Raw genomic sequence first — 15237 nt, 5'->3', positions numbered from 1 at the left:
GTGTTTCTACCAGCCGGTGGGTGGTACCGGTCGGCGTATGACTCCGACGGGACAGGACCGCGACGAGACGCCGGCCGAGCGCGCCGACCGCCTCTGGGCCGACATCCTCCAGGAGCTCCGCGTCATGCAGACCGGCGCTCAGCTGTTTGCGGGCTTCCTCCTGACCCTGCCCTTCCAGAGCAGGTTCCACGACCTCGACCGCTTCGGCCGCGGGCTCTACCTCGGCCTGGTGGCGCTCGCCGTCATGACCACGGCGCTGGTGATCACCGCCGTCGCGACCCACCAGCGGCTGACCGGCCGGCGGGTGAAGGACCGGGTCGTCCAGGTCGGCCGGCTGGTCGTCCGGACCGTGGTGGCGCTGCTCGCCGTCACCCTCGTCGGCATCACCGTCTTCGTCTTCGACCTCGTCGTGGACCGTACGGCGGCCTGGGCGGCGGGCGGCGTCGCGCTGGTCGTGCTCGTGCTGCTCCTCGTGGTCCTCCCCGAGCGGCTGCGCAGGCTCGGCTGAGGCTCTCCGGTCAGTCGGCCGTGCGGCGCGCGAGCAGTGTCGAGCCGTGGACGTCGTGCGTCTCGCCGTCACGCACCATCGTCCGGGGCTGCGGCTGCGGCCAGGGCCCGAGCGCAGGACTCGTGGACGAGGTGACCGGCCGGTAGGTTCTCGCCCATGAAGCTCTCGATGCCCCTGCAGTACGCCGGCAACCCGCGTGAGGCCGCCGACCAGGTCGCCGCGCTCGAGAAGGCGGGGCTCGACCAGGTCTGGGTCGCCGAGGCCTACGGCTTCGACGCGGTGAGCCTGATGGGCTACCTCGCGGCGAAGACCCGGACCGTCGAGATCGGCGCGGGGATCCTCAACGTCTTCAGCCGCACTCCGGCGGCGCTGCTGCAGACCGCGGCGGGCCTCGACAACGTCTCCAACGGCCGCGCGATCCTCGGTCTCGGCGCCAGCGGCCCGCAGGTGATCGAGGGCTTCCACGGCATGCCCTACGACAAGCCGCTCGGGCGCACGCGAGAGGTCATCGAGATCCTCCGCAAGGGCCTGCGCCGCGAGACGCTCGACCACCAGGGGAAGATGTTCACCCTGCCGCTCCCGGCCGACCAGGGGCTCGGGCTCGGCAAGCCGCTCAAGCTGCTCAACAAGCCCCAGCGCGCCGACCTGCCGCTCTACGTCGCCGCGCTCGGCGACAACAACGTCGCGATGACGGCCGAGATCGCCGACGGCTGGCTGCCCTTCCTCTTCCTGCCCGAGAAGGCGCAGGAGGTCTGGGGAGCGGCGCTGGCCAAGGGCCTCGCCAAGCGCAGCGCCGACCTGAAGCCGCTCGAGGTCAGCGCGGGCGGGATGGTCGCCATCGGCGAAGGGCCGGAGACCAAGAGCCTGCTCGACTTCGCCCGGCCGACGTACGCGCTCTATGTCGGTGGCATGGGCGCCCGCGGCAAGAACTTCTACAACCAGCTGGCCCGCGACTACGGCTTCGAGCAGGAGGCGCAGGAGATCCAGGACCTCTATCTCGGCGGCAACAAGCGCGACGCCGAGGCGAAGGTGCCGCTGGAGTGGCTCGACAAGGCCAACCTCGTCGGGCCCGCGTCCTACGTCAAGGAGCGCATCCAGGCCTACCAGGAGGCGGGCGTCACCTCGCTGCAGGTCGTCCCGATCGGCGAGGACCCGGCGGCGATCGTCGAGCAGGTCAAGGAGTGGATCTCCTAGCGAGTGTCACGATCCGGCCGGCTGCGGTGTCGGGAGGACGTCGGGGAAAACCCTGATGCCACCGGAGTGCAAAAAGTGCTGGAGTTGTGTCTATGCATCTCGCCGTCGCAGGAAAGCTCACCGGTCCGGTCACCAAGTGGCTGGTCCTCGTCACCTGGCTCATCGCGGTCGGGGTCGCGTCCGTCTTCGCGGCCAAGCTCACCGACGTCCAGAACAACGAGGCCTCGTCGTGGCTCCCGGACACCGCCGAGTCGACCCGCGCCCTCGCCAAGCTCGCGCCGTTCCAGGACGAGAACGACATCCCCACCATCGTGGTCTACCACCGCGACGGCGGCCTGACCGATGCCGACTTCAAGGCCATCGCCGCCCAGGCGTCCGAGATCGGCGCCATCGACGGTGCGGTCCAGGGCACCGGCGGGCAACCGACCGTCGCCTTCCCGACCGACGCCGCGACCGGCCAGCAGCTCGGCCTGGTCTCCTCCGACGGGACCGTCGCGACCTCGTCGGTGACCTTCAACCTCGGCTCCGAGGGCTGGAACAAGCTGCCGGACGTCGCCGACCAGATCCGGGACATCGCGGTCATCGACGGCGTCACCGTCCATCTGGCGGGCCCAGGAGGGCAGGCGGCCGATGCGGCCGAGGCCTTCGGCGGGATCGACGGAACGCTGCTCTTCTCCGCCCTCGGCGTCGTGATCGTGATCCTGCTGTTCACCTACCGCAGCCCGATCCTGTGGATCCTCCCGATCTTCTCCGCGGTGGTGTCGCTCCAGGTCGCCGAGGCGATCATCTACTTCCTCGCCAAGTACGCCGACCTGACGGTCAACGGCCAGAGCCAGGCCATCTTGAGCGTGCTCGTCATCGGCGCCGGGACGGACTATGCCCTGCTGCTGGTCGCCCGCTACCGGGAGGAGCTGCGCCGCCACGCCAACCGGCACGAGGCGATGGCCTTCGCCCTCCACCGGGCGGCTCCGGCGATCATCGCCAGCGCGTCGACCGTGGCCATCGGCATGATGGTCCTGCTCTTCGCCGACATGAACTCGACGGCCGGTCTCGGCCCGGTCGCGGCGATCGGCATCATCGTGACGCTCGTCGTCATGGTGACGCTGCTGCCGGCGCTCCTGGTGATCGCCGGCCGCTGGATCTTCTGGCCGGCCCGGCCGTCGTACGGCTCGGTCGAGCCGACGGCGACGGGGTTCTGGGCGCGGGTGGGACGACGGATCGCCCCGAGGCCGCGCACCGTCTGGACCATCACCGCCGTGGTGCTCGCGATCGCGTGCACCGGGATCTTCGCGCTCAGGACCGGCAACATCCCGAGCGACGAGCAGTACACGAAGGACATGGACTCCACGACCGGCCAGCAGCTGCTCGTGGACCACGGCCTGGTCGACAGCTCCACCCCGATCCAGGTCGTCACCAGCGTGGACTCGACCGACGCGGTCGTCTCCGCGCTCGGATCCGTCCAGGGGCTGGGCGCGGTCAACGCCGAGGTGCCTGCCGTCGACGGGGTGAAGTACATCGAGGTCGCGCAGGGTGTCGACCCGGCCAGCGACGCTGCGGCGGACCAGGTCCGCGCCGTGAGGGCGGCGGTCCACCGGGTGCCGGACGCCGACGCACTCGTCGGTGGGTCCGCGGCGCTCTACCTCGACACCGCGAAGGCGTCGCACCGCGACAACCTGGTCATCATCCCGCTGATCCTGCTCGTGGTGCTGCTGATCCTGCTGGTCCTGCTACGCGCCGTGCTGTCGCCGCTGATCCTCATCCTGACCGTCGTGCTGTCCTTCGGTGCGGCGCTGGGCCTGTCGACACTCATCTTCCGCGGCATCTACGGCTTCGACATGGCCGACTCGTCGTTCCCGCTGTTCGTCTTCGTGTTCCTGGTCGCCCTCGGGATCGACTACAACATCTTCCTGATGACTCGGGTGCGCGAGGAGACCGCGACGCGTGGGACGCGGGAGGGTTCGCTGGTGGCGCTCGCCTCGACCGGAGGCGTCATCACGTCGGCCGGCCTGGTCCTGGCCGCCACGTTCGCCGTGCTCGGCACCCTGCCGCTGGTCTTCCTCGCCGAGCTGGCGACGGCGGTCGCGCTCGGCGTCATCCTCGACACGATGATCGTGCGGTCGGTGCTGGTCACCGCCATCAACCTCGACCTCGGAGGCAGGATCTGGTGGCCGAGCAAGCTGGACCGCGCCCCGGCGGCTCCCGTCGCCGCTCCGGACGTCGAGACCGAGGTCGTCTAGTACGCGAACCGCACCTCGGTCCGCCCTTGCACACGGGATCGGCACGATCACGCCCCGTATGCCTACGAAATCCGTCGAGTTCGTCCGGTTGATAACGATTCGGCCAACAACATGGATACGCGTCTAGACGTGACCGCTGTCACCTCGATAAGTTGCCGCGGACAACAAACGGCCCCACCGTGATTCCAGCACGCCACCAGGCGTGCTGCCCGAGGAAGCACGGCAGGCCCCACCCCGCAAGGAGGCGGTTCGCGTGAAGCGAATGCACAGCTTGGTCCTCGTCGGCGCCCTCGGCGCCGCTCTGTCGCTGAGCGCCTGTGGCAGCAGCGACGACAACTCCGGCAGCGACAGCAAGTCGTCGTCGTCGAAGCCCGCCAAGGGCAAGGTCGGCGTCATCCTCCCCGACACCGAGTCCTCGGTGCGCTGGGAGACCGCGGACCGTCCGGCGCTCAAGGCTGCGTTCGACGCCGCCGGTGTCGACTCGGACATCCAGAACGCCGAGGGCGACGCCGACAAGATGACGCAGATCGCGGACAGCATGATCGCGTCCGGCGTCACCGTCCTGGCGATCGTCAACCTCGACTCCGACTCGGGCAAGGCCATCGAGGAGAAGGCTGCCTCGCAGGGCGTCAAGACCATCGACTACGACCGCCTCACCCTCGGCGGCTCGGCTGACTACTACGTCTCGTTCGACAACACCAAGGTCGGCGAGCTGCAGGGCCAGGGCCTGGCGGACTGCCTCGGCGACAAGCCGGCGAACATCGTCTACCTCAACGGTTCGCCGACGGACAACAACGCGACGCTCTTCGCCCAGGGCGCGCACAGCGTCCTCGACAAGATCAGCACCTACAAGAAGGTCGGCGAGCAGGCCGTTCCGGACTGGGACAACGACCAGGCCGTGACGATCTTCGAGCAGCTCTACACCGCCGCCGGCGGCAAGGTCGACGGCGTCCTCGCCGCCAACGACGGCCTCGGTGGGTCGGCCATCTCGATCCTCGAGAAGAACGGCGCTGCCGGCAAGGTCCCGGTCACCGGCCAGGACGCCACCGTCGAGGGTCTGCAGAACGTCCTCGCGGGCACGCAGTGCATGACGGTCTACAAGTCCGCCAAGCAGGAGGCCGGCGCGCTGGCCGAGGCCGCGATCGCCCTCACCAAGGGTGACGAGGCGCAGACCACGGGCACGACCAAGGACAGCACCAGCGGTCGCGACGTCCCGTCGATCCTGCTCGACCCGCAGGCCATCACCAAGGACAACGTGAAGGCTGTCATCGACGACGGTGGCCAGAAGGCTTCCGACGTCTGCTCGGGCAAGTTCGCCGACTTGTGCACCAAGGCCGGCATCAGCTGACCTGTCGCTCGGCACAGGCCGACCCGACCGCTCGCGCGGTCGGGTCGGCCGGACCCGTAGGCGGCTCCCAGCTGACCACGGTCGCGAGTCCGCTGGTCCCGACCGCCAGCAACGGATAAGTTGCCCCGAACAACAAAGGTCTCGGCAGTTCTCCGGCCTCGCCCCTCGGGCGGGCCTTCAGCCACGTGAAAGGTCGGCGAGCGGCCCGTCCCCGACGGGTCAGGACGCGCCGTGACCGCCAACCAGGCAGCTCCGACCGACGCCGGCAGCTCCTGATCACCACGCCGAGCGGGTCGGCTCCGGACGCCCGAACCACGTCCGCGAGACGACCCGGCCGGCACCCGCAACTGCCCGGTTGCGGCGAACCACCAACTCCATGAAGAAGGTCTCCCATGACGCAGCCGCTGCTCGAGCTCCGCGGTGTCAACAAGAGCTTCGGTGTGGTCCACGTCCTCCACGACGTCGACTTCGCCGTCTACCCCGGTCAGGTCACGGCGCTCGTCGGTGACAACGGCGCCGGCAAGTCCACCCTCGTCAAGATCATCGCCGGCATCTACGGCCGCGACTCCGGCGACTACCTGTTCGACGGCGAGCCCGTCGCCGCGCACAACCCGAAGGACGTCGCCGACCTCGGCGTCGAGGTCGTCTACCAGGACCTCGCCCTGTGCGACAACCTCGACATCGTCGAGAACATGTTCCTCGGTCGCGAGGCCAAGAAGGGCCTCGCCCTCGACGAGGTCACGATGGAGTCGCGCGCCCGCGAGACCCTCGCCTCGCTCTCCGTGCGCACCGTGAAGTCGGTCCGCCAGAGCGTCGCCAGCCTCTCCGGTGGCCAGCGCCAGACCGTCGCCATCGCCAAGGCGGTCCTCTGGAACTCCAAGATCGTGCTGCTCGACGAGCCGACCGCGGCCCTCGGCGTCGCCCAGACGCGGCAGGTCCTCGACCTCGTACGCCGGCTCGCCGACCGCGGCCTCGGCGTCGTGCTGATCTCCCACAACATGGGTGACGTGTTCGAGGTCGCCGACCGGATCACCGCGCTCTACCTCGGCCGGGTTGCCGCCGACGTACCCACGAAGGACGTCACCCACCAGCAGGTGGTCGAGCTCATCACCGCCGGCCGGTCGGGGAGCCTCGGCATCGCCGAGAACCCCGAGACCGCTGCCGTCTGACCGCCCGCGACTCACGCAGGAGACCTCTCATGACCGTCAACTCCCCCGACACCACGCCGCCGCCCGCCGGCTCGCGCGTCGCCAACAGCGACTTCTCCGGTGACAACCAGCAGGCCGCCACGCTCGGCGACGCCGTCCGCTCCTACGCCAACCGCGTCCGCGGCGGCGACATGGGCTCGCTGCCCGCCATCTTCGGACTGCTCGTCCTCTTCATCATCTTCAGCCTGGCGAACGACAAGTTCCTCTCGACGCTGAACCTCGCCAACCTCATCACCCAGTCCGGCTCCATCTGCGTGCTCGCGATGGGCCTCGTCTTCGTGCTGCTCATCGGCGAGATCGACCTCTCCGCGGGTGTCGCCGGCGGCGTGTCCGCAGCGATCGTCGGTCTCGCGATGACCGACCACGGACAGCCCTGGTGGGTTGCTGCGCTCGCCGGCATCGCGGCCGGCGCCGTCATCGGCGTCGCCATCGGCCTGCTCGTGGCCAACCTCGGTATCCCGTCCTTCGTGGTGACCCTGGCATTCTTCCTGGCCCTGCAGGGTGTCAACCTCAAGCTGATCGGCCAGGGCGGCTCGATCGGCATCGACGACGACGTCATCCGCGGTCTCACCATCAAGAACGTCCCGGTCACGGCCGGCTGGATCGCCGCCGTGGTGCTGGTCATCGCGTTCGCCGCACTGTCCTACAACCGGCACCGCGTCCAGGTCGCCAAGGGCCTCGCCCATGACCCGCTGGTGCTGGTGGTCATCAAGATCGTCGTCTTCGCCGCGATCATCCTGGGCGTGACCGCCCTGCTCAACACCAACCGGTCGCTCAACCCGGTCTTCCCGATCCACGGAATCCCGTGGGTGCTTCCGGTCGTGGCCGTGCTGCTGCTCTTCTGGACGTTCGTCCTGACCCGCACGTCCTACGGCCGGCACCTCTACGCGGTCGGCGGCAACGCCGAGGCCGCCCGACGCGCCGGCATCAACGTCGGCATGATGAAGATCAGCGCCTTCGTGATCTGCTCCTCCATGGCGGCGATCAGCGGCATCCTGTCGGCGTCGTACTCCGGCAAGGTCTCCCCCGGCTCGGGCGGCGGCAACGTCCTGCTGTACGCCGTCGGCGCGGCGGTCATCGGTGGCGTGTCGCTCTTCGGTGGTCGCGGGCGTGCTGTCGACGCCGTCATCGGTGGCGTCGTGATCGCGACCGTCGCCAACGGACTCGGCCTGCTCAACCAGGCGAGCTACATCAACTTCCTCGTCACCGGTGGCGTGCTCCTGGTCGCCGCGAGCGTCGACGCGATCTCCCGCCGTCGCCGTTCGGCCTCGGGCGTCTGAGGCGTCGACGGAGACAAAGGAAGGCATCACGATGCAAGCGCCGCGGCGGGTCGGGACGGGCACCAACCAGGAGGCCGTCCGCCGTCACAATCTCGGGACGGTGCTGCGCCACGTCCACCGCGCGGGTCAGCTCTCACGCGCAGAGCTGACCCGCCGGATGGGCCTGAACCGCTCCACCATCGCAGCCCTCACCGCCGAGCTCGAGACCCTCGGGATCACCGAGCGGACCGGACCCGCGACGGTCTCGGCCGGAGAGCGACAGGGCGCCGGTCGGCCGTCGACCGGCGTGCGTCTCGCCGCCACCGGGCCCTACGTGATCGCGGTCGACCTCAGGGTCGACCACGCGACGGTCGCCCGCGTCGGTCTGGGTGGCGCGATCCAGCAGCGCGCCCACGCCTCCACCGCGGGGCTGGCCGAGGCCTGGCAGGTCGGGGCCGCCGTGGCCACCCTCATCCGCAAGGTGGTCACCGACGCCTCGTCGAGCGCTCCGCTCGTCGGGATCGGCATCGCCGTTCCGGGCATGGTGCGCCGCACCGACGGCCTGATCCGGCTCGCCCCCAACCTCGAGTGGCACGACGTGTCGTTCAGCTCGGTCGTGCTCGCCGCGTTGGGCGTCGACATCCCGGTCATGGTCGCCAACGACGCCAACCTCGGCGCGCTGGCCGAGCACGAGCGCGGGGCCGGCGTCGGCGTCGACGACCTCGTCTACATCTCCGGCCAGGTCGGCGTCGGTGCCGGCATCATCACCGGCGGCCACCCGCTCGAGGGCGTCGGCGGGTACGCCGGCGAGATCGGGCACCTCCGCTTCGACCCGACCGGGCCCCCCTGCCACTGCGGCAGCACCGGCTGCTGGGAGACGGCGGTCGGCGGCCCCGCCATCGCCGCCGCCATCGGCAGCGCGCTCGAAGACGTCGCCCAGCTGCCCCAGCACCTGCGTCAGCTGACCGAGGCCTCGCCGGAGCTGCGCCGCATCGGCGGCGACATCGGACGCGGACTCGCGTCGATCATCAACGCGTTCAACCCCCAGCTCGTCGTGCTCGGAGGCTACTTCAGCGACGTCCATCCGTTGGTGCGCGACGAGATCCTCGACGGCCTCACCTGCGCCGCACTGCCCGCCGCGCTCGACTCGGTCACGCTCACCGTCCCGTCGCTCGGCGACGACTCGGTGCTGCTCGGCGCGGCCGAGGCCGCGCTCGACCCGCTCCTCGTCGACCCGGTCGCATCGATCGGCACCGCGCTGCTCGACGTACCCGCTCGCCTCGCCGGCTGAGCGATCCAGCTCGCGCCGGCTCGGCGCTCAGACCAGCTCGAGGTCGCCGGAGAACACGTCGGCGAAGGACTGCTCGGCGGCGCCCATCGCGGCCGCCTCGATGCCGAGCGTGGAGAGCCGCAGCTCCGGGCGGTGCTGCGCGGCCGATGCCAGCCGCGCGTCGAGCGCCGCGCGGGCGGGCGCGAGGACGAGCTCTCCCAGAGGGACGAAGTAGCCACCCAGGACGACGACGGCCGGGTCGAGCACGGACGTGAGCATCGCGACGCCGAGGCCGACGTCGCGCCCGACCTCCTCGAGCGCGGCCGTGACGCGGGGGTCGGAGGCGGCCGCGGCGGCGACCGCAGCGGCGGTGGCGAGCGGGGTGGACAGCTCGGGGAGTCCGACCTTGGCGAGCACGGCGTAGAGGCCGATCGAGGCCTCCCAGCAGCCGCGCCGGCCGCAGCCGCACAGCGCGGTCGAGTCGCCGATCGGCATGTGGCCGACCTCCCCGGCGAAGCCGACCGCACCGCGGATCAGGTCGCCGCGGTCGACGATGCCGGCGCCGATGCCGACGGTCCCGGTCAGGTAGAGCGCGTGGTCGGTGTCGGTGGCCGCACCGTGGTGGGCCTCGGCGTACGCCGCGCAGTTGGCGTCGTTGAGCACGGCGACCGGGCAGCCGAGGACCGCCTCGACGTCCTCGGCGAGGCCGGCTCCGGAGAGGCCGATGTTGGGCGCCCAGTCGATGGTGCGGTTGTCGCCGCGGACGAGTCCGGGAACCGCGACCGTGCCGCCGACGAGGATCTCGCCGTTGCCGGAGACCTGGCCCCGCGCCCAGGCGGCCAGCTCGAGGAGGGCGGTGACGTCACCGGGTGCGGCGACCGGACGGGTGGCGCTCAGCCGCGTCTGACCCGAGAGGTCGAGCACCGCGACGGCGACGTAGTCGACGTTGAGCTCCAGGCCGATGCCGAGGAAGCGGTGGCCGGAGAGCGAGACGGGGGTGCCCGGGCGACCCCGAACGGCCGCGACCGACCCGGAGCGCTCGATCTCGGTCACGGCGCCGGCGGCCTCGAGCCCGGCGACGATCACCCCGACGGTGGCCTTGGCGAGGCCGGTGCGCTTGGCCAGCTCGGCCCGGGTGGCCGGGCCGAGCTGGCGCAGGCTGCGCAGCACGATCGACGTGTTCCGCCGCCGGAGCCCCTCGGTGGAGCCGGGGCTCGCGGCGCGGTCGGCGGTCGTCGTCATGCGCTGGAGATACGGCTCAGCGAACGCCGTACAGGTGCTCGAGCGCGAGCTGGTCGAGCTTCTCGACCGCCGCGCCCTGGGCGGCGAGGACCTCGGGGTCGGGGAGCTCCCACTCGAGGAACTGCTCCCAGCCCTCGCCGGCGGAGAGCGTCGGCTGGGCCAGCTCGGGGAGCTTGGCGGCCTCGAGCGCGGCCTGGACCTCGGGGTCGGCGCGGAACGCCTTCACCTTCTCGCGCAGGATGAGGTAGTTGCGCATGTTGGCCGCAGCCGTGACCCACACGCCGTTCTCGTCCTCGATGCGCGAGGGCTTGTAGTCGAAGTGGACCGGACCGTCGTAGCCGCCGGCGAGCAGGGTGTCGACCACCCAGAACGCGCCGCGGGCGTTGCCGGCGCCGAAGCGCAGGTCCTGGTCGTACTTCGGGCCGTTCTGGCCGTTGAGGTCGATGTGGTAGAGCTTGCCCTGCCACAGCGCCTGGGCGTACCCGGCGGCCGCGTTCATGCCGGCCATCTCCTCGTGCCCGATCTCCGGGTTCACGCCGACGAGCTCGGGACGCTCGAGCTCGTTGATGAACGCGAGCGCGTGGCCGATCGTCGGGAGCAGGATGTCGCCGCGGGGCTCGTTGGGCTTCGGCTCGATCGCGAACCGGAGGTCGTAGCCCTTGTCGGTGACGTACTGGCCGAGGAGGTCGAAGGCCTCCTTCATCCGGTCGAGCGCGACGGCGGTGTCCTGCGAGGCGCCGAACTCGGCACCCTCGCGACCGCCCCACGCGACGTAGACCTTGGCGCCGAGCTCGGCGGCGAGGTCGATGTTGCGCATCACCTTGCGGATCGCGAAGCGGCGGATCTCGCGGTTGTTGTTGGTGAAGCCGCCGGCCTTGAAGACCGGGTGGCTGAACAGGTTGGTGGTCGCGGTGGTGACGGCCAGCCCGGTGTCGGCCAGGCCCTTCTTGAACCGCTCGATGATCTTGTCGCGGGTCGCGTCGTCGCTGCCGAACGGGATGACGTCGTCGTCGTGGAAGTTCACGCCGTACGCACCGAGCTCGGCGAGCTTCTCCAGCGCGTGGACGGTGTCCATCGGCGGCCGGGTGGCGCCGCCGAACGGGTCGACGCCCTGCCAGCCGACGGTCCACAGACCGAAGGAGAACTTGTCCTCCGGCTGGGGGGTGGGGATCTCGATGGTCATGCTCGTGCCTCTCTCTTCGTTGAGTCTCGCAGTGCGGCGTACGCGTCGCGCACGCCTGGGGTCGGGTCCGCCTCGAGGGTCTCCGTGTCGGGCAGCGGCCAGTCCGGCAGCTCGCCGGTGAGCGCCCAGGCGGCCTGCCGGGCGGCACCGCGGGCGACGTACTCGCCCGACGGCGGGAGGACGACGGGCCGGCCGAGGATGGCCGGCGCCAGGGCGCGTACGGCGGCCGACCTGGTCGCGCCGCCGACCATGAGGATGCGCCGCGGCTCCGCGCCGGTCGCCTTCACGAGGAGGTCGACGGCGTCGGCAAGAGAGCAGAGCAGCGCCTCGAAGGCGGCGCGGGCGAGGTCCTCGCGCGTGGTGCGCGGCGTCAGGCCGGTCCACACGCCGGTGGCGTCGGGACGGTTCGGGGTGCGCTCGCCGCCGTAGTAGGGCAGGAAGGACACGCCGTTGGAACGGGCGGGCGCGGCCAGCGCGAGCTCGGCGAGCTCGGCATGGTCGACGCCGAGCCAGCGGGCCTGGAGGTCGAGGATCTGGGCGGCGTTGACGGTGGCGACCAGCGGCAGGAACCCGTGGGCGGCGTCGGCGAAGCCGGTGACCGCGCCGGAGCCATCGGCGACCGGGACGGCGCTGATCGCGGAGGCGACACCCGAGGTGCCGATGGAGACGAGCACGTCGCCGGTCTCGAGGCCCATGCCGAGCGCAGCGGCCGCGTTGTCGCCGCTGCCGCCGGCGATGAGGACCCCGGCGGCGGTCTCGGCACCGGCCGTGCCCGGCTCCACCAGGCGCGGCAGCGCGATCTCGTGGCCGATGGCGGAGGCGGCGAGGTCGGGGCGCCACTCGCCCGTCGAGGTCGCGAAGTAGCCGGTGCCCGACGCGTCGCCGCGGTCGGTGAACGGGGCGGTCCCTGGAGCGGCGGCGTGCCGGGAGACGTAGTCGTGCGGAAGGAGCACCTGGGCGACTCGCGCGGCGTGATCCGGCTCGTGGTCGCGGACCCAGCGGAGCTTGGAGGCGGTGAAGGACGCGACCATGACCGAGCCGATCGCGTCGGCACAGGCCTGCGGGCCACCGAGCTCCTCGATCAGGTCCCCGGCCTCCTCGGCCGAGCGGGTGTCGTTCCACAAGAGCGCGTCGCGCACCGGCTCACCGGCCGCGTCGAGCGCCACCATGCCGTGCTGCTGGCCACCGACGGAGAGGGCCTCGGCGCGCTCGAGCAGCGGGCCGGCAGCCTCGTCGAACGCGGCGAGCCAGGCCCGCGGGTCGACCTCGGTGCCGGCCGGGTGGGGCGTGCTGCGCTGCTCGACCACGGTGCCGTCAGCGGCATCGATCAGGAGGGCCTTGGTGGACTGCGTGGAGGAGTCCACGCCAAGCACGAGCGTCACATCACCTATTAAGTACGAGACTCAAACAAAAGTCAACAGGTGCTGTCCGCCGGCTCTCGCCATGACGCATGTCCGGAGACATGATGGTCACAGCACTCGGTAGAGGCTGCACCGACGAGAGGACAGGCCATGACCGAAGAGCGCGAGTCGTACGGCGACTACAGCGTCGACGACGAGGACCAGCCGGGCGCCGAGCCCGACGGCACGGAGGACCTCAAGGACGAGCTCGACCGCGGCTACTCCCCGCCCGAGCGCTACTCCCCCGACTACGGCAACACCCCCTGGGAGGAGGCGCACGGCGAGACGCTCGACCAGCGCGTCCGCCAGGAGGTCCCGGAGGAGGACCCCTACACCGAGGACGGCTGGACCGACGAGGAGGACGGCGACGGCGAGGTCGGGGACGTCCGGGCCGGACGGCTCGTCGACCCTGACCAGGGCGGCGGCGAGGACAGCGAGAAGGACATGGTCGGCCAGGACGTCGGCATCGACGGCGCGGCGGCGTCAGCCGAGGAGGCGGCCATGCACGTCGTGCCTGACGAGGAGTGGGACAACCGCTAGAGGCATGACAGCGGCTCCGGCCGGTTACCTATGCGCCGAAGCCCCACGTTCTCGTGGGGCAATGACTCAGGAGGGAACGATGGCGTTTCTGTTGTGGATCCTCGCGGTCATTCTGGTCGTGGCGGGCATTGTGAGCCTGGTCCGCGGGCAGATCCTGTGGGGCGTCGTGCTGATCATCGTCGGCCTGCTCGTCGGGCCGGGTGGCGTCAGCATCTTCACGTGACGAGCGCCTGATCGCGCCTGGACACACGAGAGGCCCCGCCTGACGGCGGGGCCTCTCGCACGTCCGGCTCAGGCGCCTCAGCCCCTGAAGGCGTGCACGGCGGCACCCCGGACACGGACACGTACGGCGAGCACCTGGCCCGCGTGCTCCTCGGGTGCCTCGAGGCCCTTCTTCGACGACGTGACGAACAGGGTGCGGCCGTCGGCTCCGCCGAAGGCGCACGACGTCGGGTTCGTGACGCCGACGTCGACAGTCTCGCTCAGCGCGCCGGAGGCGTCGAAGCGGCGCACGTGGCCGCCCGACCAGACCGCCACCCACAGGCCGCCCTCCTCGTCGATCGCGACGCCGTCGGGACTCCCCGACCCGAGCTCGACGTGGACCCGCTGCTCGCCGAAGTCTCCTGTCACCGGGTCGACGTCGTAGGCGTAGATCCTCTGCTCGGCGCTGTCGGCGTGGAACGCCGTCGTGCCGTCGGGCGACCAGACCAGCCCGTTGGGGAGCGTGACGCCCTCCCGAACGACGTGGACGCCGAGGTCGGGGTCGAGCCGGTAGAGCGCGCCGCCGCCCGGCCGCTCGTCGTAGGCGGTCGAACCGCAGTAGAACCGTCCAGCGGGGTCGCAGCCGCCCTCGTTCATGCGGATCTCCGGGTCGTCGAAGACCGGGATCTCCTGCTCCACCCGGAGCTCGGCGTCGAGCAGGAGGAAGCCCCTCTCGACCGCGACGATGTAGCCGCCCGCCTCTCGCCGCCTGATCACCGCGGCCACGTCGCCGACGTGCGAGCGCGACGGCTCTCCGTCGCGCAGGGTGTGGATGTCCCCCCGCAGCATGTCGACGTAGCGGAGCCCGTCGATGGACGGATCCCAGAACGCTCCCTCGCCGTGGAAGACGGTCGGGTCGCCGAGCCACTCGCGATCGGTCATCCGGGGACCCTAGTGCGTTCGCGGGCCGGTCATCGGGGCGCCGTCTCAGAGACCGGCCATGGCCTCGGCCGCGACCCGCAGGTCGGCGACGAGGCCGTCGTACGCCGCCTCGCGTGCGTCGCGGGCACGAAGCACCGCCGAGGGATGGGTGGTCGCGAGCACCCACGACGGTGCGACCTCGGACTCGAGCGGCCAGTCGGCCAGCACGCCGCGTCGCTCCCCGACCTTGAACCTCGAGCCGTAGATCGCCTTGCCGGCGGTCCCGCCCAGCAGCACGACGCCGGTCGGCCGGACGGCGGCGAGCTCCGCCTCGAGCCAGGGCAGGCATGCGGCGATGTGCTCACGGCCGGGCGACTCGTGGATGCGCCGCTTGCCCCGGGTGGTGAAGCGGAAGTGCTTGACGACGTTGGTGGTGTAGACCCGTCCCGGGTCGATTCCCGCGTCGGCGAGCGCCCGGTCCAGGAGCGTGCCTGCCGGTCCGACGAAGGGGCGGCCCTCGCGGTCCTCGTGGTCACCCGGCTGCTCGCCGACCACCATCAGGTCGGCGTCCGCCGCCCCTGCTCCTCCGACCGCCTGGGTCGCGGGTGCGTAGAGCTCGCAGCCCCGGCAGGCCGGCAGCGCAGCCCTGATCCGGTCGAGCGACGGCTCATCAGGGACCCACGCCTCGGCGCTCTCGGCCACGGGTCGCCCCTCTCGTCGGTCGGC

General features: G+C 71.1%; 14 protein-coding genes. 9 read left to right on the top strand and 5 right to left on the bottom strand.

The window, feature by feature from the left end; translation table 11 throughout:
- Nucleotides 1–37: 37 nt before the first annotated feature.
- The 7 genes from BM236_RS13945 to BM236_RS13915 all read left to right on the top strand — a co-directional run bounded on the left by BM236_RS13945 (nt 38) and on the right by BM236_RS13915 (nt 9045).
- Complete coding sequence (locus BM236_RS13945; RefSeq protein ID WP_091124897.1) at nt 38–508, top strand: DUF6328 family protein; 471 nt, start codon at nt 38–40, stop codon at nt 506–508.
- A gap of 156 nt (nt 509–664) precedes the next feature.
- The gene (locus tag BM236_RS13940; RefSeq protein ID WP_091124895.1) at nt 665–1702 is read left to right on the top strand and encodes an LLM class F420-dependent oxidoreductase; all 1038 of its coding nucleotides are present in this window, start codon (nt 665–667) and stop codon (nt 1700–1702) included.
- Between the two features lie 92 nt (nt 1703–1794).
- The gene (locus tag BM236_RS13935) at nt 1795–3939 is read left to right on the top strand and encodes an MMPL family transporter (RefSeq protein ID WP_091124892.1); all 2145 of its coding nucleotides are present in this window, start codon (nt 1795–1797) and stop codon (nt 3937–3939) included.
- Nucleotides 3940–4201: 262 nt separating this feature from the next.
- The gene (locus tag BM236_RS13930; RefSeq protein ID WP_217645346.1) at nt 4202–5287 is read left to right on the top strand and encodes a sugar ABC transporter substrate-binding protein; all 1086 of its coding nucleotides are present in this window, start codon (nt 4202–4204) and stop codon (nt 5285–5287) included.
- A gap of 392 nt (nt 5288–5679) precedes the next feature.
- On the top strand, nt 5680–6456 hold the full coding sequence (locus tag BM236_RS13925) for an ATP-binding cassette domain-containing protein (RefSeq protein ID WP_091124886.1): 777 nt from the start codon (nt 5680–5682) through the stop codon (nt 6454–6456).
- Nucleotides 6457–6485: 29 nt separating this feature from the next.
- Nucleotides 6486–7775 (top strand): sugar ABC transporter permease, encoded by a 1290-nt coding sequence (locus tag BM236_RS13920; RefSeq protein WP_091124884.1) that lies wholly within the window; start codon nt 6486–6488, stop codon nt 7773–7775.
- A gap of 31 nt (nt 7776–7806) precedes the next feature.
- Nucleotides 7807–9045, top strand: coding sequence for an ROK family transcriptional regulator (locus BM236_RS13915; RefSeq protein WP_091124882.1), 1239 nt, complete (start codon nt 7807–7809; stop codon nt 9043–9045).
- A 27-nt stretch (nt 9046–9072) separates the two neighbouring features.
- Here BM236_RS13915 and BM236_RS13910 read toward each other — a convergent pair whose 3' ends face one another.
- From BM236_RS13910 to xylB, 3 genes are read right to left on the bottom strand one after another with little or no spacing between them, the layout of a single operon-like run.
- On the bottom strand, nt 9073–10266 hold the full coding sequence (locus tag BM236_RS13910; protein WP_091124879.1) for an ROK family transcriptional regulator: 1194 nt from the start codon (nt 10264–10266) through the stop codon (nt 9073–9075).
- A 16-nt stretch (nt 10267–10282) separates the two neighbouring features.
- Nucleotides 10283–11449 carry a xylose isomerase gene (gene xylA / locus BM236_RS13905; RefSeq protein WP_091124877.1) on the bottom strand — a complete coding sequence of 389 codons (1167 nt, stop codon included), beginning with the start codon at nt 11447–11449 and terminating at the stop codon, nt 10283–10285.
- On the bottom strand, nt 11446–12831 hold the full coding sequence (gene xylB, locus BM236_RS13900) for a xylulokinase (protein ID WP_091124875.1): 1386 nt from the start codon (nt 12829–12831) through the stop codon (nt 11446–11448). Before xylB ends, xylA begins: the two co-directional genes overlap by 4 nt.
- A gap of 129 nt (nt 12832–12960) precedes the next feature.
- On the opposite strand from xylB, the gene BM236_RS13895 reads away from it, so the two are divergent.
- Together BM236_RS13895 and BM236_RS19045 are read left to right on the top strand one after the other, a co-directional pair.
- Nucleotides 12961–13389, top strand: a complete 429-nt coding sequence (locus tag BM236_RS13895; RefSeq protein WP_091124873.1) for a DUF5709 domain-containing protein — start codon at nt 12961–12963, stop codon at nt 13387–13389.
- 79 nt (nt 13390–13468) lie between these two features.
- The gene (locus BM236_RS19045) at nt 13469–13612 is read left to right on the top strand and encodes a GPGG-motif small membrane protein (protein WP_175507691.1); all 144 of its coding nucleotides are present in this window, start codon (nt 13469–13471) and stop codon (nt 13610–13612) included.
- Between the two features lie 77 nt (nt 13613–13689).
- Here BM236_RS19045 and BM236_RS13890 read toward each other — a convergent pair whose 3' ends face one another.
- Nucleotides 13690–14532 (bottom strand): SMP-30/gluconolactonase/LRE family protein, encoded by an 843-nt coding sequence (locus BM236_RS13890; RefSeq protein WP_091124871.1) that lies wholly within the window; start codon nt 14530–14532, stop codon nt 13690–13692.
- A gap of 45 nt (nt 14533–14577) precedes the next feature.
- Entirely contained in the window at nt 14578–15213 is a 636-nt protein-coding gene (locus BM236_RS13885) for a UdgX family uracil-DNA binding protein (protein ID WP_091124869.1), read from the bottom strand.
- Between the last annotated feature and the right edge of the window lie 24 nt (nt 15214–15237).

It is taken from the genome of Nocardioides terrae, from assembly GCF_900112345.1.
In the GTDB taxonomy this organism is placed as follows: Bacteria; Actinomycetota; Actinomycetes; order Propionibacteriales; family Nocardioidaceae; genus Nocardioides; species Nocardioides terrae.
This window is presented reverse-complemented; position numbering and strand designations above follow the sequence as displayed.

Excerpts from the sequence above, each read along its gene's own strand:
- BM236_RS13935 (WP_091124892.1), top strand. The coding sequence starts at position 1,795 with ATGCATCTCGCCGTCGCAGGAAAGCTCACCGGTCCGGTCACCAAGTGG.
- BM236_RS13945 (WP_091124897.1), top strand. The coding sequence starts at position 38 with ATGACTCCGACGGGACAGGACCGCGACGAGACGCCGGCCGAGCGCGCC.
- BM236_RS13895 (WP_091124873.1), top strand. The coding sequence starts at position 12,961 with ATGACCGAAGAGCGCGAGTCGTACGGCGACTACAGCGTCGACGACGAG.
- xylA (WP_091124877.1), bottom strand. The coding sequence starts at position 11,449 with ATGACCATCGAGATCCCCACCCCCCAGCCGGAGGACAAGTTCTCCTTC.
- BM236_RS19045 (WP_175507691.1), top strand. The coding sequence starts at position 13,469 with ATGGCGTTTCTGTTGTGGATCCTCGCGGTCATTCTGGTCGTGGCGGGC.
- BM236_RS13890 (WP_091124871.1), bottom strand. The coding sequence starts at position 14,532 with ATGACCGATCGCGAGTGGCTCGGCGACCCGACCGTCTTCCACGGCGAG.
- BM236_RS13915 (WP_091124882.1), top strand. The coding sequence starts at position 7,807 with ATGCAAGCGCCGCGGCGGGTCGGGACGGGCACCAACCAGGAGGCCGTC.
- BM236_RS13925 (WP_091124886.1), top strand. The coding sequence starts at position 5,680 with ATGACGCAGCCGCTGCTCGAGCTCCGCGGTGTCAACAAGAGCTTCGGT.
- BM236_RS13910 (WP_091124879.1), bottom strand. The coding sequence starts at position 10,266 with ATGACGACGACCGCCGACCGCGCCGCGAGCCCCGGCTCCACCGAGGGG.
- BM236_RS13920 (WP_091124884.1), top strand. The coding sequence starts at position 6,486 with ATGACCGTCAACTCCCCCGACACCACGCCGCCGCCCGCCGGCTCGCGC.
- BM236_RS13930 (WP_217645346.1), top strand. The coding sequence starts at position 4,202 with ATGCACAGCTTGGTCCTCGTCGGCGCCCTCGGCGCCGCTCTGTCGCTG.
- BM236_RS13940 (WP_091124895.1), top strand. The coding sequence starts at position 665 with ATGAAGCTCTCGATGCCCCTGCAGTACGCCGGCAACCCGCGTGAGGCC.